The following is a 25,602-nucleotide window of genomic DNA, read 5'->3' on the forward strand; positions in this document are numbered from 1 at the left end:
AAACGTGAGAGAACGATGATTGGCAGACTGAAACACACGCGCTTCCCAGGCAAAAGAAAGATCAAGTCTTTCGCCAAAGACCGGGACGGTGTGACCGCTGTCGAGTTTTCGATGGTGGCCCTGCCATTCTTCATCATTGTCTTCGGCATCATAGAAGTCGGCGTTTCGATGTTCGTGAACCGCATGGTGGACAACTCCGTCATCAGCGCCGCCCGATTGATCAGAACCGGCCAGGCACAGACCGCCGGTCTTTCGGCTGATCAGTTCAAGACGCAGATTTGCGATTTCATGCCTTCATTCATGTGCGACGCCGACCGGATCGTCGTTGAAGTCGACAGCGTGGGAACATTCGCCGATGCGGGATCGACCGACAGTCTTTATGACGCTGACGGTAACCTCAAGGATGACGACGATCTTGCATACAATATCGGCGGAGCCGGCAACATCGTCATCGTCAAGGTGATCTACAAGTGGCCGATGATGACATCGGCGCTGAATCTTGCGCTGGATGACAATGGGACAGAACGTTATCTCACCTCAACCTTGGTATTCCGCAATGAACCCTGGGAATGATGTCAGAAAGAGCTTCCTTGACACGAAGCACACGGTATCGGGCGCAACCAAGCGGCTGTGCAAGGACGAAAGCGCCGTTTCCGCGGTAGAGTTCGCCATGATCCTGCCCTTCATGTTCCTGCTTCTGATCGGCATGACCGAATTGGCAGAAGCGCTGAACCAGGACCGGAAAGTCAGCCGTATCGCAAACTCCATCGCCGACTTGATCGCCCAGGAAGAGGGCGTCTCGACCGGTGATCTCGATTCCCTTCTGGTGATTGGCGAGAAGATCCTCGACCCCTACCCGTCCGAAAATCTTCAGGTCATCGTTGCCAGCGTCACGTTCGACGAGGATGGCGATGCCACGGTCGACTGGAGCCGGGACACGTCCGGCAGTGAACCCTGGTCTTCGGGAGCCGCCCCACCGATCACGCTTCCGGGCAACGTTGCCGTGCCGAACTCCTCCATCGTCGTCGGTCAGACGAACCTGACATACACTCCGAGTTTCACGGGCCTGTTCGCTGGAATCTTCAACTGGAGCCCGTCGGCGCTCGACCTCAGCGACACCTATTATCTGTCGCCGCGGATCACCGGAACGGTGACCTGCAGCAATTGCTGAGTTGAACATTCTCCGCTGAATACGCTATTGCGTGTTTGTATCGTCGCACAATCCGGTTAATCTCGCGGGCGAATGTTGCGCTGCAATATTCCTTGTGAACCCGAGTGAGACGACCGATGCCGACAAACAAGACCTTCGACCAGATCAATGTAGGCGATTCCGCGGAAATCGTGCGTGAATGCTCCAGCAATGATCTGCTGGTGTTCGCCCATGCCTCGGGAAACCACAACCCGATCCACCTGCCTGACACCGACTGGACCGGGGACGGGATTGTCGACAAACCCGTGGCACCTGCAATGTGGGTCGGCTGTCTCGCATCGGCGGTTCTCGGCAACATTCTGCCAGGGCCCGGTACGGTTTACAGGTCGCAATCATTCCGCTTCCTGGAAGGTGCCGCTGTCGGCGATCAACTGCACGTAAAGGTAACGGCAAAGGAAAAGCATCCGGACAAGACAATAGTCTTCGACCTGACAGTCACCCGCGGTGACGGTGTCCGGCTGGTGGAAGGCGTTGCCGAGGTCAGGGCTCCGAGCGAAACGATCGAGTTCGACGCAAGCAATATCCCCGCCCTGCTCGTCCAGCGGCATCGGCACTTCAACAAAATGATCGAACTTGCGAAGTCACTTCCGGCTCTGCCGACCGCCGTCGCGGCACCGGATGACCCAAATTCGCTCGACGGAGCGTTGATGGCGGCGCGCGAAGGACTGATCCACCCGATCCTGATCGGAGCGAAAGACAGGATCGAAGCCGCGGCCAGGGAACTTGGCGAGGACATCAGCGCCTACGAGCTGATCGACATCGAAGACGAAATGGAGGCTGCGGGCCGCGCGGTTGCCCTGGTGCATGAAGGCAAGGTCAAGGCAGTGATGAAGGGCCACCTTCACACGGACCACCTGCTCCATCACGTCGTGAAGCGCGATGGCGGCCTTCGCACGAAACGGCGGATCAGCCACGTGTTCGCGATGGACATACCGGGCCGAAAAACGCCGGTTCTGATCTCCGACGCCGCAATCAACATCACGCCGGACCTCAACACCAAGGTGGACATAACACAAAACGCGATCGACGCGGCGCTCTCGATCGGTCTTGAAACCCCGCGCGTCGGTATCTTGTCAGCCATTGAGACGGTCAATCCCGCCATCCCTTCCAGCCTGGATGCGGCCGTGCTTTCGAAAATGGCCGAGCGGGGCCAGATTACGGGCGCGATCGTGGATGGTCCGCTGGCCATGGACAATGCCATCGATGTGCAGGCAGCCAGGACGAAGGGCATCACATCGCTCGTCGCCGGCCACGCCGAGGTTCTGATCGTGCCGAACCTTGAAGCCGGAAACATGCTGGCGAAGGAGTTGACATTCATCGCGCATGCGGAAGCTGCCGGATTGGTGATCGGCGCCAAGGTTCCGGTCATGCTGACCAGCCGCGCCGATGACGGACGTGCGCGTCTGGCATCCTGCGCGCTGGCAATGCTCTACATGCACTGGCAGACGACCGGCAGCCCTGCCGGAATCCTCGACCGTGAGGCCAACTGAACATGGCTCCGGTCATTCTCGTCCTGAATTCCGGGTCATCATCGATCAAGTTCAACCTCTACTGCGGAACGCGAACAGAACTGTCCGGCCAGGTATCCGGACTTGGCGCTTCCCCGCATCTCAGCCTCAAGTCACATGTCGCGGCACTGACGATCGACCGTGATCTTGGCGCGGACGCCGGCCGCAGCCATCGCGACGCGCTCAATGCCCTGCTGCCGCTCCTGGAGGCGGCAATGAATGACCGCCCCGTCGATGCCGTCGGTCACAGGGTCGTTCACGGGGGGACGAACTATACCAAGCCGGTGCGCATCGATGCACAGATACTGGACCAGCTCAAAATGCTTGAGCCTCTGGCTCCCTTGCATCAGCCGCACAATATCGCCGGCATTCTTGCCGCGCAGGACGCGTTTCCGGAGGCTGTTCAGACGGCCTGTTTCGACACCGCGTTCCACCGGAAACATCCTTTTGTCAACGACACATTCGCGCTGCCGCGTTCCTACTATGACGAGGGTGTGCGGCGTTATGGTTTCCACGGGCTCTCCTACGAATATATCTGCGACTACCTGCACAAATCGGACACAGATGTTGATCGCGGCAAGGTCATTGTTGCCCATCTTGGCAACGGCGCTTCCATGTGCGCCATCCGGAACGGCCAGAGCGTCGGCTCCACCATGGGCTTCACCGCGCTTGACGGGCTGCCCATGGGAACGCGCTGCGGCCAGCTGGATCCGGGCGTCGTGCTTTATCTCCTGACGACCAAGGGAATGTCGCCGGACGAGGTTTCGGATCTGCTTTACACGAATTCAGGCCTGAAGGGGCTGTCCGGCATCAGTCAGGATATGCGCACGCTCTCGCAGAGCAGCGAGCCACGCGCCAAAGAGGCAATCGACTATTTCGTGTTCCGCATCAGGCGGGAACTCGGCGCGATGGCGGCGGTCCTGAGCGGCCTCGATACGCTCGTCTTTACTGGCGGCATCGGCGAAAACGCGGCGAACATCCGCTCACGCGTCTGCATGGATCAGGACTGGCTCGGAATGTCGATCGATGAAGAAAAAAACAGTGAAAACCAGATCGATATCAGCGCTGAAGGCTCGCGCATCAAGGTGCTCGTCATCCCGACAAATGAGGAAGAGATGATCCGCAGGCATACCGAGGCCCTGATGTAAAGGCAAAAGGCGCGCCCTCAGTCGCGCGCCAGAACCTTGGCAAATTCGTCTTCGTAGGTTCTCAATACGGGCCGGTAATCGGCGTGCACGACCGGCTCGAAGCCACCGGGCAGATCCGGTTCGATGGCGAGATAGGCGCCGGGTGCCTCGCGGCGCAGATCCATCAGGCCGGCCCGAAGTCGGCGTTTGAGCGCGTCCGGCAGGCTCTTGGCAACCGCATGCGCCGAATAAGGGATGGGCGGTGACCGCCAGACGATCTCAAGATCGTTGAACCCCTTTGCGCCTGACACGTAATAGTCGTTCAAAGTTCCGGCGGTGAACCCGTTTTTGGCTTCGCCTGCCAGGCTCGACCACGCGAGCGCCGCCTGAACGCGCCCGTCCAGAATCGCCTTCAGGCCCTCAACTGGGTTCTGGACCTCAACCAATGTCTGAAAATGGGATCGCGCATTCACTCCGTCGGCGGCCAGATTGGCCAGTGGAACGCGATACGCAGCCACGGCATGCTTGTTGCCGACGGCAAGCCGCGTGCCCTTGAGATCCTCAAGCGATGTGTTCTGCGGCCCCCGTTTGCTGACCAGAATCGCATAGAAGCGCGCTGGAAAATCATCAGGACCGGCGGTCACCAACGGCTCAACGCAGCCGCAGATCCTGTGTGCTGCCGCGTAGGCGGACGGGGACAGGCGCACATAGTCGATTTTGCCCTCAACCAAGCTCTCGATCGCGTCTCCAAGCGTATCCAGCAAAAACAGGTCGACCGGCAGATCGACAATATCCTCCATGGCAAGACGGAAGGGTTCCACACGTTCGCGTGCGGTCTCGTCCGCAGCCACGACAACGCCGAGGCGAAGACGGTCGGGCATCTGCTCGGAGGACGCTGCCTGTGCCGCGACAGTCCAGCCGGTCATGCAAAGAATCACCGCTACAATTTTCACAAACCTGGTCAGCAAGGCCACAGTCCTGTCATAAACCTTTGAGTAAGTTGCGAAAAATTTTCGATACGTTGGTACACTCAGACAGCATCAAATTGGATCTAATTATGAACAATTCTATCACGACGGTTGTCTTCGATATAGGCAATGTGCTGATCGAATGGAATCCTGAACACCTTTATGAAAAACTCATCCCGGACGCGCACGAACGACGGCTGTTTCTGGAGACCGTCTGTACCGCCGAGTGGAACCTGCAGCAGGACCTTGGCCGAACATGGGAAGATGCTGTTCGGTCGCTGTCAGCCGAGTACCCGGACAAGCAGGAGCTGATTGCCGCCTACTCGGAACGATGGCACGAGATGGTGCCGGGCGAAGTTCCCGGTGTCAAAAGCCTGCTGCTTGACCTGAAGTCGCGCGGCACGCCGCTTTATGCCGTCACCAATTTCTCGTCCGAGAAGTTCGTGGAAGCCCAGGCGCGATTTCCGTTTCTCAAATCGAGTTTTCTCGACATTGTCGTGTCTGCGGAGGAACGGCTGCTGAAGCCCGATCCGCAGATCTACCGCGTGCTGTTTGAACGCAATGACCTGGCCCCGGAGGCCTGTTTCTTTATCGACGATTCGGCTGCAAATGTTGACGCGGCCCGCAGTGTCGGCATGGCAGCGCACCATTTTCAGTCAGTTGATGCGCTCGAAGACGATCTCAAACGGCATGGCCTGCTCTTGCCCGGCAACACGGGCTGAATTCCGGCTCAGCCCGAAAAACCTTCCAGGACATTGACGCAATTCGTTCCGAGTTCTTCGACAGCGTAACCGCCTTCCAGGACGAACAGCGTTGGCAAACCCACCTTGGCAAGACGCTGGCCGAGAAGGTAAAAGTCGTTGCTCTTGAACCTGAAGCCGGCGATCGGGTCCTTCTCGAAACAATCCAGACCCAGCGAAACGATCATGGCGTCGGGTTTGTAGACCAGAAGCCACCGGCAGGCCTCTTCCAGTGCGGGAACATAGCTTTCCCAGTCCGTTCCGTGCGGAAGGGGCCAGTTTCGGGTGAAACCCGTTCCGGCGTGTTCCCCGGTTTCGTCGGCGAACCCGAGAAAATAGGGATACTCGACCTTGGGATCCGCGTGAATGGACAGGAACAAAACGTCGGGACGATCGTAGAAAAGAGCCTGCGTGCCGTTTCCGTGATGGTAGTCGACATCCAGGATGGCAATGCGGTTCATGCCGCCGTCGCGAAGATATTGCGCGGCAACGGCCGCGTTGTTGAAAAAACAGTAGCCGCCGAAGAAATCGAACCCGGCGTGGTGCCCGGGCGGACGGCACAGGGCAAACGCCGACGGTTCGCCATCAAGAACAAGCTTCGCCGCAGTCAATGCCGTATCTGCCGAAGCGCGCGCTGCCGCAAAGGTATGCTCGCCCAGTGGCGTTCCTGCATCCATCGAATAGCGGCCAAGCAGTCCGTCGATATGGTCTATCTCGACATCCTGGCGCAGGCTTCGAATGGGCCAGACGAAAGGAAAGGCTTCCTTTGTGCGTCCCGCCTCCGTCCACTTGCCCCAGAAATTCTCAAGGAACGAAACATAGTGCGGGGCGTGCACCCGGTGGAGACAACGCATCGCAAAACTGTCAGGTGCGATGATTTCACCGGGATTGCGCGCTTTCACGGCCTTGATAACGAACTCGGCGCGCGACGGTATCTCGACCGCGGGTTTCAATTCGCCGTCGGAAATTTCCTGACGCGGCGCATGGGCAAGCTGAAGGTCAGAAAAAACCGTCTTCATGTTCTGTCCCTTCTGCTGCCATTGTTCCGGTCTGTCACTGCCTCAGGCAGTTTCAATGTAACCGATCTCAGGAAAAACGGAATTCCGTTACGTGTGTGTATGTCTCGGACGGATGCAGCAGCACAGGCGTAAAGTTTTCCCGGTTGATGCTGTCCGGCCACCTTTGCGTCTCAAGGCACAGTCCGGCATATGGCCCGTAGGATTTGCCCCCGAGCCCGGGAACGGGAATATCGAGCCACGGTGCATCAAAGAGGTGCACACCCGGTTCGGTGGTCCACACTTCCATGCGGCGGTCACCGTGCGGATCTTCCAGCGCAGCAGCGAATTCCACATTTTGCCGCGGCTCTGCGGAGAGGCAGAAAGTGTTGTCGAAAACAACACCGTCCTCACCGGATCTGCGTTTCAACCTGCGGCCATCGCGAAAATCATAAGGGGTCCACTCCACCCTTCGGATTTCACCCGTGGGGATCAGCGTGTCGTCGGCCGGAAGGTAGCTCTCCGCAGCTATTTCGAGCGTGTGATCCAGAATGTCAGGCCCGCCGCCCAGATTGAAATAGCTGTGCTGGGTCAAGTTGACGGGCGTGGTCTTGTCGGTCGTTGCCGTGATCTTCACGCGCAAGGCTCCCGCACCGGTCAGCGTATAGCGTACCAGGGCTTCAACACGCCCGGGATAGCCCATCTCCCCGTCTTCGGAAACCAGCTTCAGGAGCACGCTTGCCTTGTCGCTTTGTTCAAGCTGCCAGTTTCGATTGGAAAAGCCCCCGGCCCCGCCGTGAAGGTGATGTCGCTCATCGTCGTTGCGGTCAAGCTGATATGCCACCCCATCAATCGACATCCTGCCTTCAGCGATCCGATTGGCGCACCGCCCGGCGATCGCCCCGAAATAGGGCGAGTGGTCAAGATAGCTTTGAAGATCTTCAAACCCGAGCACGACGGACTGGCCATCAACCTTCAAATCGCGGATGATCGCGCCGAAGGTCAGGACGGAGGCCTCGAGTTGTCCCTTTTTCAAGGTGACTTCCCGAACGGGTGAACCGTCCGGCAACGTGCCGAATTCACTGATCATGCATTCTCCCGGAAAACCCGCCTGCGCAGCCGCAAAGTGACCTCCGCCACCGCACAAAGCAAGTGCTAAATGGTCTGGTTATATGCACCGACCTCATCGTTCTCGCGCAGGATGCCGTCCACTGCCTTGAACATTTCATGAAGGCGTTCTTCAGAGACCGGGCTCTCCACCACGACAACCAGTTCCGGCTTGTTGGAAGATGCCCGCACCAGGCCCCAGGTTCCGTCATCGCTCACAACCCTGACGCCGTTCACGGTGATCAGGTCCGTGATCGCCCGGCCGGCAACGGTCTCGCCGTTTTCCTTCATCTGCTTGAAGCGTGAAATGACGCGGTCGACGACATCATATTTGACCTCGTCCGCGCATTTCGGCGACATTGTGGGCGAACCCCAGGTCTTGGGAAGATCCCGGCGCAGGTCCGCCATGGTCTTTCCCGGGTTCCTGTCGAGCATGTCCAGGATCGCAATTGCCGATACCAGGCCATCGTCATAACCGCGGCCGATCGGTGCATTGAAGAAGTAGTGACCCGATTTTTCAAACCCGACGATCGCGTCCAGTTCATTGACGCGGCGCTTGATATAGGAATGTCCCGTCTTGAAGTAATCCGTCTTTGCACCGTTCGCCTGCAAGACGGGATCGGTGTTGAAGAGACCTGTTGACTTCACGTCTACCACGAACTGGCAACCGGGATGAAGAGCAGAGATGTCCCGCGCCAGCATGACACCCACCTTGTCGGCGAAAATCTCTTCGCCCTCGTTGTCGACAACCCCGCACCGGTCGCCGTCGCCATCAAATCCGAGGCCCACTTCCGCACCGACTTCCAGCACCTTGTCGCGCAAGGCATGCAGCATCTGCATGTCCTCGGGATTGGGGTTGTAGCGCGGGAAGGTGTGGTCGAGCTCGGCGTCAAGAGGGATCACCTCCGCGCCGAGCGTCTCCAGGATCTTCGGAGCAAAGGCGCCAGCCGTACCATTTCCGCAGGCCGCAACAACCTTGATCGGGCGCTTGAGTTTCGGCCGGTCCGTCAGGTCCCTGGCATAGGTGTCGGCAAATCCGTCGACAAAGCGGTAGCTGCCGCCCCCCTTCAGGTCGAAAGCCGCCTCCAGAACGATTTCCTTCAGGCGTCCCATTTCTTCAGGACCGAATGTCATCGGCCGGTCGATGCCCATCTTGACGCCTGTCCAGCCATTGTCGTTATGGGAAGCGGTGATCATGGCGACCGCAGGCAGATCCAGCGCGAACTGGCCGAAATAGGCCATCGGCGACAGTGCCAGACCGATATCATGCACATTGACGCCGGCCGCCAGCAGACCGTTGATGACCGCCATCTTGATCGATGCGGAATAGCCCCGGAAATCGTGACCGACAACAATATCCGGGCGCACGCCCCGTTCGTGGATGAGCGTGCCGATGCCCATGCCGAGGGCCTGCATGCCCATGAGGTTGATTTCTTCTTCAAACAGCCAGCGCGCGTCGTACTCGCGAAAGCCCGTCGGCTTCACCATCGGAAGGCTTTCATACTCAAGCGTGTTCGGCGTCAGGCTCGGGAGCGGCTTGGGAAACATCTTTTCCTCGCATAGCTTTGAGGGGAATATTCAGGACCTGCAGGCGGGTTTTCCGGTCGGACTTACTGGACAAGCACGAGTGTACCACTTGAGATGTCGAACCGCTTCAACTGGCCGAGTGCGGACATGCCCAGCAGCGGCGTACCCAGACTATCGTCTTTCAGCACGATTGCATCAACATTCCTGAAGCGGATTGCACCTATCTTGATCTTGTCAATCACGGCCCTTGCGCCGTAGACGGTTCCGTTCGCCGTGCCGATCGGATGCTTGTAGTCGGACGCCGACAGGAATATCCCGATGTCGCTGGCGACAGAAGCAGGCAAGGCGGTCAGGGTCGCACCGGTATCGACAAGCATGTCGATCCCGCGACCGTTCAGATAGGCGTCGGCGACATAGTGCCCCCGGCGGTCCACGGATATCCGGTGCCGTCTGGGACCGGTGCTGTCTTCTTCGATTTCGCGCTCCCGTTCGGCGCGCTCTGTTCGATCGGAAGCCCCCAACCGCGCTTCAACGAGGCTCGGCACGACTGGTGCAAGGCCGACAAGCAGCAGCAGAATGATGAGGTATCGAAGCATAAGGCAGCCCGGATCGTTCCAACGGATTACCGGGTTACCACAGTTTCCTTAGCGGCTTGTAAAGCCAATTCAGACGATTTGATCTGCAAGACGCTGAATGTCCTCGCGGCGCGGTGCGCTCGATTGCGCCCCTGTCGCCGTACACGCAAGGGCGCCAGCGGCGACAGCTTCCTTCAAGGCACGGCCGAAGGGCGTTCCCGCGTCCAGCGCGGCGGCCAGCGCTCCGCAAAAGGCATCACCCGCACCCGTCGTGTCGACGGCCCTGATCGCCGGTGAGGCCACTTGATACCTGTCCCCGGCGAAACCGGCTCTTACACCTTTTGCACCCAGCGTGACGACAACACGGCGGGTATCGGTTGCGAAGTGATTGATGAAGGCATCGGGCTCTCCGTCGAGGTGCGCGCGCGCGGCGAGTTCTTCCGCTTCGCCCTCGTTGACGACCAGTGTCTCAACCGCCTCAAGACCAGGCAGGAAATCGTCCCGGGGAACTGGGGCCGGGTTCCAGAACACCGCGGCGCCGGCCCGGTTCGCGCACGCAATGGCGCGCTTGGTCTGGCTGAAAGGCACCTCGCCCTGCAAGATCAACGTGTCCTCATTGGAAAGGTGTCCTTCGAGCCAGTTCGCATCGACGCGTGCATTTGCGCCGCTGGCGACAATGATCTGGTTTTCGCCGTCCGCATCGATCCCGATAAACGCGAGACCCGAGGCGCCGGGCAATGCATGCACTGCCGCGAGATCCACGCCTGCCGCGCGCATATTGGCCAAAGCCAGCGGACCGAAGGCATCCTGACCGACGGCACCGACCATGCGGACCGGCGCCCCGGCGCGACACGCCGCCAGGGCCTGGTTCGCGCCCTTGCCTCCCGGAAAAGTCTGATGATCCGGTCCACTCACCGTCTGTCCGGCCCCGGGCAAATGGGGAACGGCGACAACAAGATCCAGATTGATGGACCCGAAGACGGTGATCATGACCGGTCCGCCCGATTACTTGGTGCCGTACATCCGGTCGCCGGCATCGCCAAGACCCGGAACGATATAGCCTTTTTCATTCAGCTTTTCATCGATCGCCGCGGTGTAGATCGGCACATCCGGGTGCATCTCGTTGAACTTGGCGACACCTTCCGGGGCTCCGAGAAGGCACAGGAAGCGAATGTTGTTGGCACCGCGTTCCTTGAGCTTCTGAACCGCGGCGATAGCCGAGTTGGCGGTCGCCAGCATCGGATCGACAACAATCACCAGACGCTCGTTCAGGTCTTCCGGTGCCTTGAAATAGTATTCGACCGGCTGCAGCGTGTCCGGGTCCCGATAGAGACCGATATGCGCGACGCGCGCGGAAGGCACCAGTTCCAGCATCCCTTCCAGCAAGCCATTGCCTGCACGCAGGACAGAAGCGAAGACGAGCTTCTTGCCGGCCAAAGTCGGCGCCTGCATTTCCGCAAGCGGCGTTTCGATGGTCTGGCGGACCAGCGGCAAGTCGCGGGTCACTTCGTAGCACAGCAGTGTGGAGATTTCGCGCAGCAGACGGCGGAACCCCTGGGTCGACGTTCCCTTGTTGCGCATGATGGACAGTTTGTGCTGAACCAGCGGATGACTGATGACATTGGCTCCGGACATAGAGCAGACCTTTCGTAACGCAATTCAGCCATTCGTGAACTCAAGAAATTGAAGTCAAATGGCTTTCCGGTTTTTGTTGTTGCTTTGAGCAGCCACTCGCAAAGGCCAGTAGGAGCCGACCCTGGCAGGTATCGGATCGCAGGCCGAACAGCTACCCCTGTAAGAGTGTTCTTACCTTGGTAACACGGGGAAAGAAAATACCAAAAGCAGCAAAAGGAACCCAGCGCTTAAGCTGTGAAAAAGCTCTACCCTCCAACGCCCAAAACGCTCGTCCGCCCGGCTGCTGTATAGGTTGGCCGCGATCGGCCTCCTGCCCGGATCGTGCGTGCCGCATCGCGCGCGCGGGTTGCCGGCGGCAGCGACCCGGCCATTTGCGCGGACGTTTTTGTTCTGCGTTCCCTCACCACGGCTACGATCCACTCGCCAACGCCCCAGTTGATGAAAAATGTCGCGACGATCGTAACGGCGTACTGCATCTTTATGGCCTCAAAACTCCATTCGGCCGATCCGGCAAGCGCACCGGATGCCAGCAAAAGGCGGGCTGTCACGACCATCGCGAGACAGGAATAGCTGCGAATGATCCAGGCAATATGCCTCTCCAGATCACCTGATACGATCGCGTGTACGGCGATAACCGTTGCCAGACACCAGCCGGCAGCGCCGGCCGTATAGAAAATGCTGGTGAGCAACATGTCATGGTGAAGCGTCCATGCAAGCGGAACCGCCGTTACGGATGCGACAATGGACGAAACGGCGTAAGGCCTTCCCAGCATTGCGTGCCAGCGTGATCCGCCTCCGCGCAGTATCAAGAGGAACTGGACAGCGCCACAGACCATGGCGACCGTCCCTGCAAGACCGTGTGCAAAAAACGGCAGTTTCGGATGGCTGGCGGCCATCTTGAGGAACATGGACGTTCCGTAGACCAACGGAAAGTTTTCCCGAATTTCCGCACCCGACTGCCATGCAACGTAGAAGATCATTTTCCAGGCCATGAAGGTTGCGAAAACCAGGCAAAAGAGCAGAAAAAGGACCGCCGTGATCCGCAAGACGTTTTGCCGACGCTCCACGATTTGCAGCGTGACCGCACAGTCTTTGCCGAAACCCATAATCGCTGGTCGCATGAGATTATCCTCGTCGGTGTTCGGCGCGGCAAACAATTTGCCGTCCCCAAGGACAATCTGTGCGGTAAGGGGCCCGTTTCCCTGTGACGCAAGGCACTCCACAGTTCGCGGCACTCGAATGGAGCGCCGGTCAATGAAGGTACCAGCCGGAAACCGGAAACGTAGTGAGAGCCCATTTCAGCAGAACAAAAGCAGCGCAGGCGGCTCAGGGCCGGCCGCAACCAGGCTTAACAGAGTGTCTCGAGCGAAACGCGGCTCAGTATTGACTTGAACAGCGGGCGCACTCTCCCGGCTCGACAGGAAAGTGGTATCCGGAAGCTACGCCCCGAACGGCAACCAGAAGACACCGCCGGGATTGAGAAAGCGCCCGAGTTTTTCCAATTCGCCGTCCGGCTGCTGCAGGATACGCTCGCCGGCGCGGCTCGTTCCGCCCTCCAGAATGCAGGTCAGGGGCAGCTGTCCTGCCGGCACCTCAAGCTCCGCTCTCAGGAGATCGGCAAGCCTGTCGGTCAGCGCTGCGGTCGCACACCGGATTTCGACCATCCGGTCGCGAACACTCTCCTCGGTCGGGGTTTGCGGCCCCTCCTTGATCGTCAACACACCCGACCGGACAAAGAGCGCGGCATGCGTGTCGTCCGCCGGGGCAGTCAGAAGCTCAAGATCGGCGACTTCCAGACCAGCCCACGCATAGGGTTCTATGAGCGAATAGACCATTTCCTGCGCGGCCATGTGGAAGGGATAAACCGCGCTGTTTTCCGCTCCGCCGAGTGCCGAGTGAGCAAAACTGTCACCAAGTGCGATGTCGCCGCTTTCCGCTCCGCCCGGCCAGACCGGTGCCAGTGCCTCAAGAAGCCGGTCCAAAAGGTCTTGCGCACTGACGGCACCCTCCGCCTCCCGCGCGGCCTGAACCATGAGAAGGCCCGGACGCGTGAAGTACCCTTCCGAAAAGAGATCGGATCGCAATGCCAGCGCCTCGCCCAGGCGTTTGAGATGTTTCTGCATGGCCTCAAGCAGATCCGTGTCGTCCTGAAAATCCCATTGCAGGCCCGACGCAAGCTCGTCCTTGTCCATGCGAATGAGCGTTTCCGCATCGACGCGGTACGGGTCCGTCATCTCGCTGGAAAACGACCCAGCGGCAAACATGTGAAACGCCGCGAGCGCCGACGCGTGTTTGCCGGACACGCGTGTTGCCGTCATGGGGTCTTCGAACGACCATCCGCGCGGATGCATGGTTTTCATGTAAGCGGCCAGGATCGCCAGGTCTGCGGCCGCCGTCAGCATATGCTCCGCGCCCTCGAACGACCGTGCACCTGCCAGGGCCGCCCAGCGGTCAACGCCGCCGGCTTCAAAATCGCGCCAGACACCGTAGGGCGGGATGTGGAAGTCTGGATAGGTTGCCTTGGTGGTTTCGAGCAGCGTCAGCAGGGCATCGCCAAGCCGTGACAGATCCACCTGAACGTGCTTGAGCTTCCCGTCAGCGGCCAGGTCAAGCAGATCATGCGAGCGGCGGCGAATTTCGCGCGGATCAAATAATGCCAGTACCGAACTCTCGTTCGCCATGTCCGTTCGCCTCCGTCAGTTTTCGCCGTCATCCCGGGCGGCGCTGTCCAGTCTCACCAGCAGCCGGTTCCGCGTGGCGGCATCGCAAAAGGCCGCGTCGATCGCTGTCCGCGTAACTGCGATCTGATCCTCGAACGACCAGCCGAAGGTTTTGGCGACGGAGGCATATTCCTTGCCGAGCGTCGTCCCGAAGAACGGCGGATCATCGGAATTGAGGGTAATCTTCACCCCTTCCCGACGCAGGATGTTGACCGGATGAAAGCGCAGGTGGGAATAGACGTCGAGCGCGACATTTGACCCGGGGCAGACCTCCAGAACGACGTCCTCGTCGGCAAGCCTCCTGACCAGTTCCTTGTCCTCGATCGCCCTGACACCGTGGCCGATGCGCTTGACCCGCAGAAACTCGAGCGCCGCGATAACACTGTCTGGTCCGCCGAATTCACCGGCATGCGCGGTTGTTCCAAGACCCGCCTCGGCGGCCATGCGGAATGCCCTGGAAAAATTGGCGGGATGACCGGAACGTTCATCACCCGCCAGGCCGAAACCGGTCACCAGCGGGTGGGGGTTCGCGATCACTTCCTTGGCGACACGTTCCACCGAGGCCGTGCCGAAATGGCGCACGCCGGTCGCGATCATGCGGCCTTCGATCGCGGTTTCCGTCTTTGCCCTCTCGATCCCGCTCGCAAGTCCTTCGACATAGGACCTGTAGGACAGCCCGGCAGCCTGTGCGTGATCCGGCGAGATCGTGATTTCGCCATAGATCGCACCTTCTGCCGCAAGCATGCGAAAATAGGTTTCGGCAAGGAGCGCGTAGTCCGACGGGGTCTTGAATACGGAACTGGAGACGTCATAAGCCTTCAGAAAGCTGGTGAAGTCCGACCAGATGTACCTTCCCTTGCCATCGATGACGTCGCTCACGTCGACATCATGCTGTCTGGCCAGCCTGCGCACCAGGCTCGGCGGGGCTGCACCTTCGATGTGACAATGCAATTCAGCCTTGGGAACGTTCACGATTCACTCATCTCCGGAAGATCGGGAATGGCCTTGTCAGGCTCAAAGAAAACTTGACCCATGAGGACCTATCGCAATTCCGAGATGATCGGCAATACTCTCGCCGATATCCGCGTAGGTCTTTCTGCCGCCAATGCTCCGGCCCATGACGCCGGGGCCGGTTGCGATCACCGGAACATGTTCCCGTGTGTGATCGGTGCCAGCCCAGGTCGGATCGCAGCCGTGGTCGGCGGTCAACACCAGCAGATCGCCGTCTTTCAGCGTGGATATCATTTCCGGGAGCCGCCGGTCGAAATGTTCAAGCGCGGCAGCATAACCGGGCACGTCCCGGCGATGGCCGTAGAGAGAGTCGAAATCGATGAAATTGGAGAAAATGAGATCGCCGTCTTCCGCCATCTCCATCGCCTCAAGCGTCCGGTCGAAAAGCTGATCGTTGCCGGCCCCTTTCAGCACTTTCGCGACACCCTGATGCGCAAAAATGTCGGAGATCTTGCCCACGCCTATGACGGTGCGTCCCGCTTCGGTCAGGCGGTCGAGCAGTGTCGGTTCGGGTGGCAGCACGGAATAATCGCGCCTGTTGGGGGTGCGTTCGTAGGTCTGCGCGCTGTCGCCCAGGAAAGGACGCGCAATGACACGGCCAATGTTGTAGGGGTCGGCGAACTCCCGGGTCGTTTCACACAGCTTCAGAAGCCGGTCCAGACCGAAATGCTCCTCATGCGCGGCAATCTGAATGACCGAATCCGCCGACGTATAGAAGATCGGCTTGCCTGTCCTGACATGTTCATCGCCCAGCTCGGCGATGATCTGTGTCCCGGAGGCGTGCTTGTTGCCCAAAACGCCGTCGAGTTCCGCCGCCTCGCAGATCGGGTCGATCAGTTCGGGCGGGAAGGTCGGCACGGTATCCGGAAAGTACCCCCAGTCGAAGCGCACGGGAACACCGGCGATCTCCCAATGACCGGACGGCGTGTCCTTGCCGTTCGAAATTTCGGCGGCAAATCCCCAGAGCGCTTCGGGCGCACCGGCAAAATCAAGGCCCGGCACGTCCTTGCCGGTCGACAGGCGTCCGGCGGCCCCAAGGCCCAGGCGGTCCATGTTCGGCACGCACAAGGGTCCGCTGCGCAGGCCTTCCCTGTCGCCCTCGCCGCGCGCGCAAGATTCGGCAATGTGGCCCAGCGTGTCGGATCCGGCATCACCGAACGCCGCAGCATCCGCCGCACCGCCGATGCCGAAACTATCCAGCACACACAGGATTGCTCGAGGCATGGGTTTCTCCTCAGTTAACTCTTGCCGGTCACCGGAACCGGGGGGTCGCCGGCAAAAAGTCCGGCGGGCAGCTGATCAGGGCGCAATCCGATCAACCACACTCGGATGATCTTCAACGTCCCTTGCCGATCCGACGGAATAGGCGTTGCGCACTTCGATTGCAGCCGCTTCGGCCTCTTCTTCCGTTCGCGCGTGCACGATCGCCAACGGCGCATCCGCATCCACCGTGTTTCCGATCCCCGCAAGGTCGGTCAAGCCGACGGACGGATCGATCACATCAGCGGCGGCACGGCGTCCGCCGCCGAGGGCGACAACCGCAACGCCGACGGCGCGCGCGTCGACCGCCGTGACAACTCCTTCAACATCACCATAAACAGGTGCCTGGACCGGCGCTTTTGCGAGATAGAGTTCGCTCTTTTCCATGAAGTCCACGGGACCGCCAAGGGCGTGCACCATCTGCGCGAATTTCTCGGCAGCCTTGCCGCTGTCGAACGCTTCGCGCATCATATCCGCGCCGGCCTCCGCCGTCGGGGCGATGCCGCCCGTGGCCAACAATTCGCCGCCCTGGGCAACCGTGACATCCCACAGGCGGTTGTCGACAGACGTTCCTTTAAGAAAGTCGACGGCATTCTGCATCTCGACCGCATTGCCTGCTGCCGATGCGAGCGGTTCGTTCATATCCGTCAGCAGCGCGGTCGTCTTGAGACCCGCCCCGTTGGCAACGAGAACAAGGCTCTCGGCAAGCGCACGCGCCTCGTCAAGCGACGCCATGAAAGCGCCGGTTCCCCATTTCACATCAAGCACAAGGCCCTGCAGCCCCGCAGCCAGTTTCTTGGACAGGATGGACGCGGTGATCAGATCGATGCTTTCCACCGTCGCCGTCACATCGCGAATGGCATAGAACCGCTTGTCAGCAGGCGCCAGATTGCCCGTCTGGCCGATCACCGCGCAGCCGATATCGCGGACCACTTTCTTGAACATCAGATTGTCCGGTTGGGTCTGGTAGCCAGGGATGGTGTCGAACTTGTCGAGCGTTCCGCCGGTGTGCCCGAGACCGCGTCCCGAAATCATCGGCACGGCAGCGCCACAGGCAGCAAGAGCAGGCGCAAGCATCAGTGAAACGTTGTCGCCGACACCACCGGTCGAATGCTTGTCCAGGACCGGTGCGTCGATCTCCTGCCAGTTCATCACGTCGCCGCTGTCGCGCATGGCGAGCGTGAGCGCGACGCGCTCATCAATACTGAGCCCCTTGAAGAAGACAGCCATGGCGAGTGCGGACACCTGTCCTTCCGTCACCGATCCATCTGCGAGACCCCTGACGAAAAACGCGATTTCCTCCGCGTCGAGCGCACCCCCGTCGCGTTTCTTGCGAATGAGTTCCTGCGGCAACATGTTGTTCTATCCTTTTTGGTGCCGTTAGTAGCCCTGGCCGATCGCCGGTTCGGTGCCTTCGATCGTTGCGATCAGGGCGTCCAGAAGGCCGCTCGCTCCGAAACGGAAGGTGGACGCGGAGGCCCAGTTGTGCCCCAGGATCCGGTCGGCAAGCGCGAGATAGGCCTCAGCGTCCTCGCTCGTCCTGATGCCACCGGCGGGCTTGAAACCGATCACGCGTTCCGCATTGTCGCGGCGGGCTTCCTCGATCGCGGTGAGCATGACTTCGGCCGCCTCCAGTGTCGCGTTGACCGTGACCTTGCCCGTGGATGTCTTGATGAAGTCCGCCCCGGCGCCAATGGCAATATTCGATGCCGCGTGGATCAGGAGCGGGTCCCTGATTTCGCCCGTTTCCAGAATGACCTTCAGGATGGCCGGCTCGGGAACGGCTTCCCGGACCCTGATGATCTGCTCTTCGACGAACCCCTTCCGGCCCGCAACAAAGGCCTCGTAGGCCATCACGTGATCGATCTCGTCGGCACCGTCATCGATGGCCTTGATGGTTTCGCTGACAACGGCACCCGTTTCCACGCCGCCCTGCGGAAAGTTCACCACCGTTGCGACCTTCACGCCCGTCCCGGTCAGTTCCTTCACCGCCTGCGCGACGAAACGCGGCCAGACGCAAACGGCGGCAACCGAGCCGTGATCGGTCACCGTGCGTTCCGCCAGTTTGGAGATGTCCTCCGGTGTGCAATCGTCGTTCAGGTTGGTCAGGTCGACCAGACCCAGGGCCCGCTTGGCGTTTTCAATCCTGTCGCTCATCAGCCGACCTCCTTCACGAATGCGCGCACCAGCTGTTTCATGCGTTCCATGCCTGTCAGTGCGACACTCTTGGTTTCGTCATGGGACAATTCGTGGGTCTGCATGCCCGCGCCGTAGTTGGTGATGATCGACATGGCGACCACGCGCAGACCCAGGAACCTTGCAACAATCACCTCTGGTACCGTTGACATGCCGACAGCATCAGCGCCCAGCGTCCGGGCGGCACGGATCTCCGCCGGTGTTTCGAACGATGGCCCGGAGAACCACATGTAAACGCCGTCTGCAATCGGCTCGCCGGTCTCGGCGGCGACTTTCTTCATGGCGGCCTGCAGGTCCCTGTCGTAGGCGGCGCTCAGGTCAAGAAACCGCTTCTCGTCCTCTTCACCGATCAGCGGGTTCTTGCCGGACCAGTTGATGTGGTCGGAAATCAGCATGGGCGAACCGGGCGCGACCTCTTCTCTCAGCGAGCCCGCGGCATTGGTTGCCAGCAAAATGTCGCAGCCAAGCTCCTTGAGGGTCTCCACCGGTGTGCGCATGACCGTCGGATCGCCGCTTTCGTAGTAATGCGCCCGGCCAGACAGGATCACGACCGGCACGCCCGCGAGCGTTCCGGCGACAAGCTCGCTGGAATGCGAGGTCACGGTGGACACCGGGAACTCCGTCAAGTGCCCATATGGTATCCGCACCGCATCCTCGACCTCTTCCGCGAGGGCTCCAAGGCCCGAGCCGAGGATCATGCCAATCTTGTAGGAACCCTTGCGGGCCGCACGGACGATGTCTGCGCATTCACGGCCGTAACCACTCATGGTGGGTCAGTCCTTCTGTTTTTGCTCTAGTTCAAACGCGGCAGGCAGCAGTTCCTCCAGGGTGAAACTGCGTCTGATGCCATTCAGGTCAGCGACATGGACAACGAGATTGTCCGTGCCGAATTCGGCGAAACGCTGGCGGCAGACACCGCAAGGCGTACAAAGTGCGGCGTCGCCGATGACAACCGCCTCCTCGATCTCCCTGTAGCCACCCGCTATCATCGCGCTGACGGCACCGCCCTCCGCGCAGACGCTGACGGGATAGGACGCATTCTCGACATTGCATCCCGTGAAGATCGTCCCGTCAGGTGTTCTGAAAGCGGCCCCCACGAGAAAGTTCGAATAAGGTGCGTAAGCCTTTTCGCGAACTGCCTTCGCAGCCTCGAAAAGCGCGTCCAGATCGCTCATGACCGCTCCTTGAGATAGGGGATACCAGCCGCCTTCGGCGGGATCGCCTTGCCGATGAAGCCGGCCAGCAGAATAACCGTCAGGATATAGGGCAGGGCCTGGAAGAACTGGACCGGGATCTCGCCGACACCCGGCAGTTCCTGACCCTGCATCCGGATCGCGACGGCATCCAGGAAACCGAACAGGAGGCATGTCAGCATCGCACTTGCAGGACGCCACTTGGCGAAGATCAGGGCCGCCAGCGCGATGAAGCCCTTGCCCGCGGTCATGTTGACCCCGAAACCGGCGCCTTGCGCGATGGAAAGATAGGCCCCGGCAAATCCGCACAGGATGCCGCAGGCAATCACGGCGCGATAGCGGAGCCAGGTCACCGAGATACCGGCGGTATCAACAGCTGCCGGGTTCTCGCCAACCGCGCGCAGGCGCAGGCCGAAACGCGTCCGGAACAGGACCCACCACGTCAGCGGTACCGCGAGGAATGCGGCATAGACGAGGATATTGTGGCCGGACAGAAGCTCGGCATAGATCGGACCGATCACCGGGACGTCGCGCAGTTGCTCCGCCATTGGCCAGGTCACATCGGTGAAACGGCCACCCTCGGGGAGCGCGGGCGTCCGTCCACCCTGCCGGAACCAGGTCTGGCCGAGCAACGCCGTCAGACCGGCGGCGAGAAAGTTGATCGCAACGCCCGATACGATCTGGTTGCCGCGGTTGGAGATCGACGCGAAACCGTGCAGAAGTCCGAGGGCCACGGAAACGCCGATACCGGCGAGCAGGCCCAGCCAGGCATTGGCGGTGATATAGGCGACCGCACCTGCCCCGAAAGCGGCCCCGAGCATCTTTCCTTCCAGACCGATATCGACAACGCCGGAGCGTTCGGAATAGAGCCCGGCAAGACAGGCAAGCAGAAGCGGCGTGGACAGGCGGACGGTCGAATCGAGGATCAGGATGAAATCTTCAAACATGCCTACGCCTCCTTGGCCTTGAGTGCCTGGGAAGGCGTGAACAGTCTGATGATCGCGGGCCGGAACATGTATTCAAGCGCCCCGGCAAACAGGATCACGAGGCCCTGAATGACGATGATCATGTCGCGGGTGATATTCGGCATTTCGAAGGAGAGTTCGGCCCCGCCCTGGTAGAGCATTCCGAAAAGAATAGCCGCCAGTATGATCCCGACAGGATGCGCGCGGCCCATCAGGGCGACGGCAATTCCGACGAAACCGTAGCCGGTTACGAAGTCGATCAGAAGACGGTGCTGCGACCCCATGATCTCGTTGATTGCCATCATGCCGGCAAGGCCGCCGGAGATCAGCATCGTGATGACGATCGTGCGGACGGGTGAAATGCCGGCATAGATGGCCGCCGTTGCATTGGCACCGAAGGACCTGATTTCAAAACCGAGCTTGGTGCGCCAGATCAGGAGCCAGACGAGAAGGCACGCGGCCAGTGCCAGGAAAAGCGACAGGTTGACCGGAGCATAGCCAAATCCGAAGGACGGAAAAATATCGTTCAGGAAGGGCAGGCGTCCGCCATCTTCGAAGGTTCTGGTCTCCGGCTGCATCGAGCCCTGTTCCTTCAGCATGCCGTTGAGCAGATAGACCATCAGCGACGATGCGATGAAGTTGAACATGATCGTGGTGATCACGACATGGCTGCCGCGGGTTGCCTGCAGCCAGGCCGGAATGAAGGCCCAGGCAGCGCCCGTCAGGGCCGAACCGATGATAGCGAACGGCAAGGTGACGTACCAGGGCACAACGCTGTCGAGTGCAAGACAGGCAAATGCGACACCAAGACCACCGAGATAGGCCTGTCCCTCTCCGCCGATGTTGAAGAGACCGGCATGGAAGGCAACAGCGACCGCGAGCCCCGTGAAGATGAAGTTGGTCGCGTAAAACAGCGTGAAGCCAATGCCTTCACCGTAGCCGAGCGATCCCCAGACAAGGATCTGGACCGCTTCGAGCGGGTTTTCGCCGATCAGGACAACAACGAGGCCCGACACGAGAAACGCCGCGGCAAGGTTGAGGAATGGAATAAGGCCGAGATCGACCCAGCGTGGAAGCTGACCGGCTGTCATTGCATACCTCCCTGAACGGACGGGGAATTATCGACGCCGGCCATCAGCAGGCCAAGATCGCCTTCTTCCGCGTTGGCCCCGCGTTCTCCGACAATCCTGCCGTCGAACATCACCAGGACCCGGTCGGACAACGCCCGGATCTCGTCCAGCTCGACCGACACCAGCAGAATGCCCTTTTCGGCATCGCGCAGTTCCACCAGCCTGCGATGGATAAACTCGATCGCGCCGATATCGACGCCGCGCGTCGGCTGGCCGACCAGAAGCACTTCAGGATCACGTTCGATCTCGCGCGCCAGCACGATCTTCTGCTGGTTGCCGCCCGAAAAATTCGCGGTCTTGAGCATCGGGTTCGGCGGGCGGATGTCATATTTCTCGATTTCGGCAACCGCGTTTTTCTTGATGGTTGCGAGGTCCATCAGGAGGCCTTTGGAATAGGCCGGATCGCGGTGATATCCGAGGATGGAGTTTTCGTATTCGGTGAAGCTGTTGATCAGTCCCATCCGGTGCCGGTCTTCAGGAACGTGGCCCATGCTCTTCCCGCGCATGTCCGCAGCATCAAGCGTGCTCGTGCTCAGGTCGATCGTTTCACCGTGGATCTTCAGGGTTCCTGTGGTCGCGCGGCGAATGCCGGAAAGCGTTTCCAAAAGCTCGGACTGACCATTGCCGGACACCCCTGCAATACCGACGATCTCGCCCGCCCGGACCGAAAACGACACGTCCTTGACCACCTGAACGCCGCGGCTGTCGGTCACGGTGAGGTTGGAAACCTCCATCACCGGCGCTTTCGGTTCTGCAGGCTTCTTGTCCACACGCAGCAGCACCGACCGGCCGACCATCAGTTCGGCAAGCTGTTCCATGGACGTGTCTTTGGTTTCCACGGTCGCGACCATCTCGCCGCGCCGCATGACAGAAACCGTATCCGTGATCGCCATGATTTCGCGGAGCTTGTGCGTGATCAGGAGAACCGTTTTACCCTCGTTTCTCAAGACTTCGAGGATCTTGAAAAGGTGGTCTGCCTCGGCCGGCGTCAATACACCTGTCGGTTCGTCGAGAATGAGAATCTCTGCGCTGCGGTAAAGGGCTTTCAGGATCTCGACCCGCTGCTGCAGCCCGACGGGAAGATCTTCGATCAGCGTGTCCGGGTCCACCCGCAACTCGTACTCTTCCTCCAGACGCTTCAACTCGGAGCGCGCACGAAAGAGACCGCCGGCGAGCAGTTGGCTGTCTTCCGCACCCAGCACGACATTTTCAAGAACGGAGAAATTGTCGACCAGCATGAAGTGCTGGTGAACCATGCCGATCCCCATGGCAATCGCCGCCTTGGAGTCGGGGATGGTCTCTTTTTTCCCGTCGATGAGAATATCGCCGTCATCGGCGTGGTAGAAGCCGTAGAGGATGGACATCAGCGTGGACTTGCCCGCGCCATTTTCCCCGATGATGCCGTGAATGGACCCTTTCTTCACGACAAGGTCGATATCCTTGTTCGCGTGAACCGGGCCAAAGCGCTTGTTTATCTTTCTGAGTTCGATTGCCGGCGTTTCGCTCATGCCTTCCCCCAGGCCCGACGTTTGTTTCTTGTCATTCTTCCTGCCCCCTGTCTTCCTGCCCCTTGGCAGCGCAACTCCGGATCAGAGCGGACACGCACCTTCGGTAACCACATCATGCACCTTGATACGGCCTGCGGATATGTCTGCGACGGCCTTGTCGGCCGCGGCCTTCATGTCGTCGGTGACGAGATCCGCATTGTTTTCATCCAGCACCCAGTCCATGCCACCCTCAGCCAGACCGAGAACCTGGATACCGGGTTTGAAAGAGCCGTCCTGCGCGGACTTGAAACTGTCGAAGACCGCATTGTCGACGCGCTTGCGGATCGACGTCAGAACCTTTCCGGGGTGCAGGCCGTTCTGGTTGCTGTCCGTGCCGATGCCAAGGATATCCGCATCCGCTGCGGCCTGGAGCACGCCCAGCCCGGTTCCGCCGGCTGCCTGAATGATGACGTCTGCGCCGCGCTGGATCTGACCGATCGCAAGCTCTCCGCCACGGACAGGATCGGTGAAGGCCGCCGGCGTGTCGCCGGTCATGTTGAAGATGACTTCAACCTCGGGATTTGCGGCCTGCGCGCCCTGCTTGTAGCCGCACAGGAAACGCTGGATGATCGGAATGTCCATGCCGCCGACGAAACCGACGGTTCCGGACCTTGTCGCCATGGCCGCAAGAAGACCGGCGATATAGGCCCCCTCCTGTTCCTTGAAAACGTAAGAGCGCACGTTCGGCTGATCGACGACCATGTCGACGATCGCGAAGTCGGTCTCCGGAAAATCCGGCGCGACCTGCGCAAGCGCGTTGGCCTGATTGAAGCCGATCGCGACCACCGGTTCGCTGTCACGGCTTGCGAAGTTCCGCAGAGCCTGGAGGCTCTGGGCATCGCGCTCCAGGGCAAATTCGCGCACAGGTTCACCCGTTTCCTCCTGAAACCGCTTGACCCCCGTGTAAGCGCTTTCGTTGAAGGAGCCGTCGAACTTGCCGCCGACCGAATAGACAATCGCGGGATCGGCAAACGCCGCGGATGCGGTGAATGCTGCGGCCAGGGCCGCGGTAAACAGTCCAGTTTTAAAGCTGATCATCCAATCCCCCGGCAGAACGTTTGGGCGGCAGGCGATATCAGGTGGAGGCCTCCGCGCCCATGGCGCGGAGGCTGATCTTAACGAACCGTCAGTTCGGGCAGGATTCGTCGGACATGTAATCGTGGACGACGATTTCGCCGGAGATGATTTGCTGGCTTGCTGTTTCGACAGCCGCTTTCATCTCGTCATTGACGAGTTCCGCATTGTTGTCGTCCAGCGCCCAGTCAACACCGCCTTCCTTGAGGCCGAGGACTTCGAAGCCTGAGGACCAGCTGTCGTTTTCCGCATCTTCAAACGCCTGGTAGACGGCGATGTCGACGCGTTTGAGCATGGAGGTCAGAACGGAGCCCGGATGCAGGCCGTTCTGGTTGCTGTCCACACCGATGCCAAGCTTGCCGGCATCGGCTGCGGCCTGAAGAACACCGATGCCGGTGCCGCCGGCCGCGTGGTAGACCACGTCCGCGCCACGGTCGAACTGCGACTTGGCCAGTTCGCCGCCCTTGACCGGGTCGTTCCAGGCCGCGCCGGTCGTGCCGGTCATGTTTTCAAAGACCTCGGCATCCGGGTTGGCAGCCGCCACACCCTGCTTGTAGCCGCAAGCGAACTTGCTGATGAGCGGAATGTCCATACCGCCAACAAAACCGACCTTGCCGGTCTCGGACGCCATGGCAGCCAGCAGGCCGACAATGTAGGAACCTTCATGCTCCTTGAAGAGGATGGAGCGCACGTTCGGCAGATCGACGACCATGTCGACAATTGCGAATTGCGTGTCCGGGAATTCCGCTGCGACCTTCTCAACGGCGTTTGCCTGGGAGAAGCCGATGGCAACGATCGGGTTCATGCCGCGCTTCGCGAAGTTGCGCAGAGCCTGCTCGCGCTGGCTGTCGTTCTGGATTTCGAAATCGCGATACTCGATGCCGTAGTCCTGCTTGAATTTCTCAGCACCGGTATAGGCGGCTTCGTTGAACGACTTGTCGAAACGGCCGCCGAGATCATAGAGCACGGCCGGCTTGGTGTCAGCCGCGGCGGTCGCGACGGTAAAGGCCAGTCCGGCAAGCGCCGTGCCGATGGTTAGAAGCTTCTTCACGTTTATGTCCTCCGACATGCGGGGGCCTGCTTTCTTTTCAGACCCGTTTCCCCTCGTGACCCA

25 protein-coding genes are annotated in these 25,602 nt (G+C 60.1%); 5 read left to right on the forward strand and 20 right to left on the reverse strand.

From position 1 onward, the window contains the following. Positions 1 to 15: 15 nt before the first annotated feature. The 4 genes from RBB49_RS03390 (at position 16) to RBB49_RS03405 (ending at position 3,866) form a co-directional block, all read left to right on the forward strand. Positions 16 to 573: a TadE/TadG family type IV pilus assembly protein gene (locus RBB49_RS03390; RefSeq protein WP_306141246.1), complete on the forward strand. Its 558-nt coding sequence runs from the start codon at positions 16 to 18 to the stop codon at positions 571 to 573. Then, positions 557 to 1,171 carry a TadE/TadG family type IV pilus assembly protein gene (locus RBB49_RS03395; RefSeq protein ID WP_306141247.1) on the forward strand — a complete coding sequence of 205 codons (615 nt, stop codon included), beginning with the start codon at positions 557 to 559 and terminating at the stop codon, positions 1,169 to 1,171. Before RBB49_RS03390 ends, RBB49_RS03395 begins: the two co-directional genes overlap by 17 nt. 116 nt (positions 1,172 to 1,287) lie before the next feature. After that, positions 1,288 to 2,700: a bifunctional enoyl-CoA hydratase/phosphate acetyltransferase gene (locus RBB49_RS03400; protein WP_306141248.1), complete on the forward strand. Its 1,413-nt coding sequence runs from the start codon at positions 1,288 to 1,290 to the stop codon at positions 2,698 to 2,700. A gap of 2 nt (positions 2,701 to 2,702) precedes the next feature. Beyond that, the gene (locus RBB49_RS03405) at positions 2,703 to 3,866 is read left to right on the forward strand and encodes an acetate/propionate family kinase (protein ID WP_306141249.1); all 1,164 of its coding nucleotides are present in this window, start codon (positions 2,703 to 2,705) and stop codon (positions 3,864 to 3,866) included. A 17-nt stretch (positions 3,867 to 3,883) separates the two neighbouring features. Here RBB49_RS03405 and RBB49_RS03410 read toward each other — a convergent pair whose 3' ends face one another. Continuing rightward, a complete protein-coding gene (locus tag RBB49_RS03410; protein ID WP_306141250.1) occupies positions 3,884 to 4,771 on the reverse strand; it encodes a phosphate/phosphite/phosphonate ABC transporter substrate-binding protein in 888 nt (295 codons plus the stop codon). A gap of 131 nt (positions 4,772 to 4,902) precedes the next feature. Here RBB49_RS03410 and RBB49_RS03415 point away from each other — a divergent pair, with 131 nt between their 5' ends. Beyond that, entirely contained in the window at positions 4,903 to 5,535 is a 633-nt protein-coding gene (locus RBB49_RS03415; RefSeq protein ID WP_306141251.1) for an HAD family phosphatase, read from the forward strand. 8 nt (positions 5,536 to 5,543) lie between these two features. Here RBB49_RS03415 and RBB49_RS03420 read toward each other — a convergent pair whose 3' ends face one another. The 19 genes from RBB49_RS03420 to RBB49_RS03510 all read right to left on the reverse strand — a co-directional run bounded on the left by RBB49_RS03420 (position 5,544) and on the right by RBB49_RS03510 (position 25,539). After that, positions 5,544 to 6,572 carry a histone deacetylase family protein gene (locus RBB49_RS03420; protein WP_306141252.1) on the reverse strand — a complete coding sequence of 343 codons (1,029 nt, stop codon included), beginning with the start codon at positions 6,570 to 6,572 and terminating at the stop codon, positions 5,544 to 5,546. A gap of 67 nt (positions 6,573 to 6,639) precedes the next feature. After that, a complete protein-coding gene (locus RBB49_RS03425) occupies positions 6,640 to 7,638 on the reverse strand; it encodes an aldose epimerase family protein (protein ID WP_306141253.1) in 999 nt (332 codons plus the stop codon). A 65-nt stretch (positions 7,639 to 7,703) separates the two neighbouring features. Next, positions 7,704 to 9,203: a phosphomannomutase/phosphoglucomutase gene (locus tag RBB49_RS03430; RefSeq protein WP_306141254.1), complete on the reverse strand. Its 1,500-nt coding sequence runs from the start codon at positions 9,201 to 9,203 to the stop codon at positions 7,704 to 7,706. Between the two features lie 62 nt (positions 9,204 to 9,265). Continuing rightward, entirely contained in the window at positions 9,266 to 9,778 is a 513-nt protein-coding gene (locus RBB49_RS03435) for a TIGR02281 family clan AA aspartic protease (RefSeq protein WP_306141255.1), read from the reverse strand. Positions 9,779 to 9,847: 69 nt separating this feature from the next. After that, positions 9,848 to 10,747, reverse strand: coding sequence for a ribokinase (locus RBB49_RS03440; protein WP_306141256.1), 900 nt, complete (start codon positions 10,745 to 10,747; stop codon positions 9,848 to 9,850). Positions 10,748 to 10,762: 15 nt separating this feature from the next. Continuing rightward, positions 10,763 to 11,392 carry a uracil phosphoribosyltransferase gene (gene upp / locus RBB49_RS03445; protein ID WP_306141257.1) on the reverse strand — a complete coding sequence of 210 codons (630 nt, stop codon included), beginning with the start codon at positions 11,390 to 11,392 and terminating at the stop codon, positions 10,763 to 10,765. A gap of 245 nt (positions 11,393 to 11,637) precedes the next feature. Further along, positions 11,638 to 12,513 carry a DUF2306 domain-containing protein gene (locus tag RBB49_RS03450; RefSeq protein ID WP_306141258.1) on the reverse strand — a complete coding sequence of 292 codons (876 nt, stop codon included), beginning with the start codon at positions 12,511 to 12,513 and terminating at the stop codon, positions 11,638 to 11,640. A 318-nt stretch (positions 12,514 to 12,831) separates the two neighbouring features. Next, positions 12,832 to 14,073, reverse strand: coding sequence for a DUF1688 family protein (locus RBB49_RS03455; protein ID WP_306141259.1), 1,242 nt, complete (start codon positions 14,071 to 14,073; stop codon positions 12,832 to 12,834). Positions 14,074 to 14,088: 15 nt separating this feature from the next. After that, on the reverse strand, positions 14,089 to 15,084 hold the full coding sequence (locus RBB49_RS03460) for an adenosine deaminase (RefSeq protein WP_306141260.1): 996 nt from the start codon (positions 15,082 to 15,084) through the stop codon (positions 14,089 to 14,091). A gap of 42 nt (positions 15,085 to 15,126) precedes the next feature. Beyond that, positions 15,127 to 16,347 carry a phosphopentomutase gene (locus tag RBB49_RS03465; protein ID WP_306141261.1) on the reverse strand — a complete coding sequence of 407 codons (1,221 nt, stop codon included), beginning with the start codon at positions 16,345 to 16,347 and terminating at the stop codon, positions 15,127 to 15,129. Positions 16,348 to 16,422: 75 nt separating this feature from the next. After that, positions 16,423 to 17,739, reverse strand: a complete 1,317-nt coding sequence (gene deoA / locus RBB49_RS03470; RefSeq protein WP_306141262.1) for a thymidine phosphorylase — start codon at positions 17,737 to 17,739, stop codon at positions 16,423 to 16,425. Positions 17,740 to 17,763: 24 nt separating this feature from the next. Beyond that, on the reverse strand, positions 17,764 to 18,540 hold the full coding sequence (gene deoC, locus RBB49_RS03475; RefSeq protein ID WP_306141263.1) for a deoxyribose-phosphate aldolase: 777 nt from the start codon (positions 18,538 to 18,540) through the stop codon (positions 17,764 to 17,766). Next, positions 18,540 to 19,346 carry a purine-nucleoside phosphorylase gene (locus RBB49_RS03480; RefSeq protein ID WP_306141264.1) on the reverse strand — a complete coding sequence of 269 codons (807 nt, stop codon included), beginning with the start codon at positions 19,344 to 19,346 and terminating at the stop codon, positions 18,540 to 18,542. Before RBB49_RS03480 ends, deoC begins: the two co-directional genes overlap by 1 nt. Positions 19,347 to 19,352: 6 nt before the next feature. Further along, complete coding sequence (locus RBB49_RS03485; protein ID WP_306141265.1) at positions 19,353 to 19,754, reverse strand: cytidine deaminase; 402 nt, start codon at positions 19,752 to 19,754, stop codon at positions 19,353 to 19,355. Then, entirely contained in the window at positions 19,751 to 20,719 is a 969-nt protein-coding gene (locus RBB49_RS03490; RefSeq protein WP_306141266.1) for an ABC transporter permease, read from the reverse strand. The genes RBB49_RS03485 and RBB49_RS03490 overlap by 4 nt, the downstream gene beginning before the upstream one ends. A 2-nt stretch (positions 20,720 to 20,721) precedes the next feature. Then, the gene (locus RBB49_RS03495; protein WP_306141267.1) at positions 20,722 to 21,828 is read right to left on the reverse strand and encodes an ABC transporter permease; all 1,107 of its coding nucleotides are present in this window, start codon (positions 21,826 to 21,828) and stop codon (positions 20,722 to 20,724) included. Beyond that, positions 21,825 to 23,375, reverse strand: a complete 1,551-nt coding sequence (locus RBB49_RS03500; protein WP_306141268.1) for an ABC transporter ATP-binding protein — start codon at positions 23,373 to 23,375, stop codon at positions 21,825 to 21,827. Before RBB49_RS03500 ends, RBB49_RS03495 begins: the two co-directional genes overlap by 4 nt. Before the next feature lie 81 nt (positions 23,376 to 23,456). Then, complete coding sequence (locus tag RBB49_RS03505; protein WP_306141269.1) at positions 23,457 to 24,452, reverse strand: BMP family protein; 996 nt, start codon at positions 24,450 to 24,452, stop codon at positions 23,457 to 23,459. A gap of 88 nt (positions 24,453 to 24,540) precedes the next feature. Beyond that, positions 24,541 to 25,539, reverse strand: coding sequence for a BMP family protein (locus RBB49_RS03510; RefSeq protein ID WP_306141270.1), 999 nt, complete (start codon positions 25,537 to 25,539; stop codon positions 24,541 to 24,543). Positions 25,540 to 25,602 lie beyond the last annotated feature (63 nt).

It is taken from the genome of Roseibium sp. MMSF_3412, from assembly GCF_030733265.1.
GTDB lineage: Bacteria > Pseudomonadota > Alphaproteobacteria > Rhizobiales > Stappiaceae > Roseibium.

What these genes read in the sequence shown, in the direction of transcription:
- RBB49_RS03455 (WP_306141259.1), bottom strand. Translation starts at nt 14,073, where the DNA reads ATGGCGAACGAGAGTTCGGTACTGGCATTATTTGATCCGCGCGAAATT.
- RBB49_RS03450 (WP_306141258.1), bottom strand. Translation starts at nt 12,513, where the DNA reads ATGCGACCAGCGATTATGGGTTTCGGCAAAGACTGTGCGGTCACGCTG.
- RBB49_RS03500 (WP_306141268.1), bottom strand. Translation starts at nt 23,375, where the DNA reads ATGAGCGAAACGCCGGCAATCGAACTCAGAAAGATAAACAAGCGCTTT.
- RBB49_RS03430 (WP_306141254.1), bottom strand. Translation starts at nt 9,203, where the DNA reads ATGTTTCCCAAGCCGCTCCCGAGCCTGACGCCGAACACGCTTGAGTAT.
- RBB49_RS03400 (WP_306141248.1), top strand. Translation starts at nt 1,288, where the DNA reads ATGCCGACAAACAAGACCTTCGACCAGATCAATGTAGGCGATTCCGCG.
- RBB49_RS03495 (WP_306141267.1), bottom strand. Translation starts at nt 21,828, where the DNA reads ATGACAGCCGGTCAGCTTCCACGCTGGGTCGATCTCGGCCTTATTCCA.
- deoA (WP_306141262.1), bottom strand. Translation starts at nt 17,739, where the DNA reads ATGTTGCCGCAGGAACTCATTCGCAAGAAACGCGACGGGGGTGCGCTC.
- RBB49_RS03465 (WP_306141261.1), bottom strand. Translation starts at nt 16,347, where the DNA reads ATGCCTCGAGCAATCCTGTGTGTGCTGGATAGTTTCGGCATCGGCGGT.
- RBB49_RS03425 (WP_306141253.1), bottom strand. Translation starts at nt 7,638, where the DNA reads ATGATCAGTGAATTCGGCACGTTGCCGGACGGTTCACCCGTTCGGGAA.
- deoC (WP_306141263.1), bottom strand. Translation starts at nt 18,540, where the DNA reads ATGAGCGACAGGATTGAAAACGCCAAGCGGGCCCTGGGTCTGGTCGAC.
- RBB49_RS03480 (WP_306141264.1), bottom strand. Translation starts at nt 19,346, where the DNA reads ATGAGTGGTTACGGCCGTGAATGCGCAGACATCGTCCGTGCGGCCCGC.
- RBB49_RS03505 (WP_306141269.1), bottom strand. Translation starts at nt 24,452, where the DNA reads ATGATCAGCTTTAAAACTGGACTGTTTACCGCGGCCCTGGCCGCAGCA.
- RBB49_RS03440 (WP_306141256.1), bottom strand. Translation starts at nt 10,747, where the DNA reads ATGATCACCGTCTTCGGGTCCATCAATCTGGATCTTGTTGTCGCCGTT.
- RBB49_RS03405 (WP_306141249.1), top strand. Translation starts at nt 2,703, where the DNA reads ATGGCTCCGGTCATTCTCGTCCTGAATTCCGGGTCATCATCGATCAAG.
- RBB49_RS03395 (WP_306141247.1), top strand. Translation starts at nt 557, where the DNA reads ATGAACCCTGGGAATGATGTCAGAAAGAGCTTCCTTGACACGAAGCAC.
- upp (WP_306141257.1), bottom strand. Translation starts at nt 11,392, where the DNA reads ATGTCCGGAGCCAATGTCATCAGTCATCCGCTGGTTCAGCACAAACTG.
- RBB49_RS03420 (WP_306141252.1), bottom strand. Translation starts at nt 6,572, where the DNA reads ATGAAGACGGTTTTTTCTGACCTTCAGCTTGCCCATGCGCCGCGTCAG.
- RBB49_RS03490 (WP_306141266.1), bottom strand. Translation starts at nt 20,719, where the DNA reads ATGTTTGAAGATTTCATCCTGATCCTCGATTCGACCGTCCGCCTGTCC.
- RBB49_RS03410 (WP_306141250.1), bottom strand. Translation starts at nt 4,771, where the DNA reads ATGACCGGCTGGACTGTCGCGGCACAGGCAGCGTCCTCCGAGCAGATG.
- RBB49_RS03435 (WP_306141255.1), bottom strand. Translation starts at nt 9,778, where the DNA reads ATGCTTCGATACCTCATCATTCTGCTGCTGCTTGTCGGCCTTGCACCA.
- RBB49_RS03390 (WP_306141246.1), top strand. Translation starts at nt 16, where the DNA reads ATGATTGGCAGACTGAAACACACGCGCTTCCCAGGCAAAAGAAAGATC.
- RBB49_RS03485 (WP_306141265.1), bottom strand. Translation starts at nt 19,754, where the DNA reads ATGAGCGATCTGGACGCGCTTTTCGAGGCTGCGAAGGCAGTTCGCGAA.
- RBB49_RS03415 (WP_306141251.1), top strand. Translation starts at nt 4,903, where the DNA reads ATGAACAATTCTATCACGACGGTTGTCTTCGATATAGGCAATGTGCTG.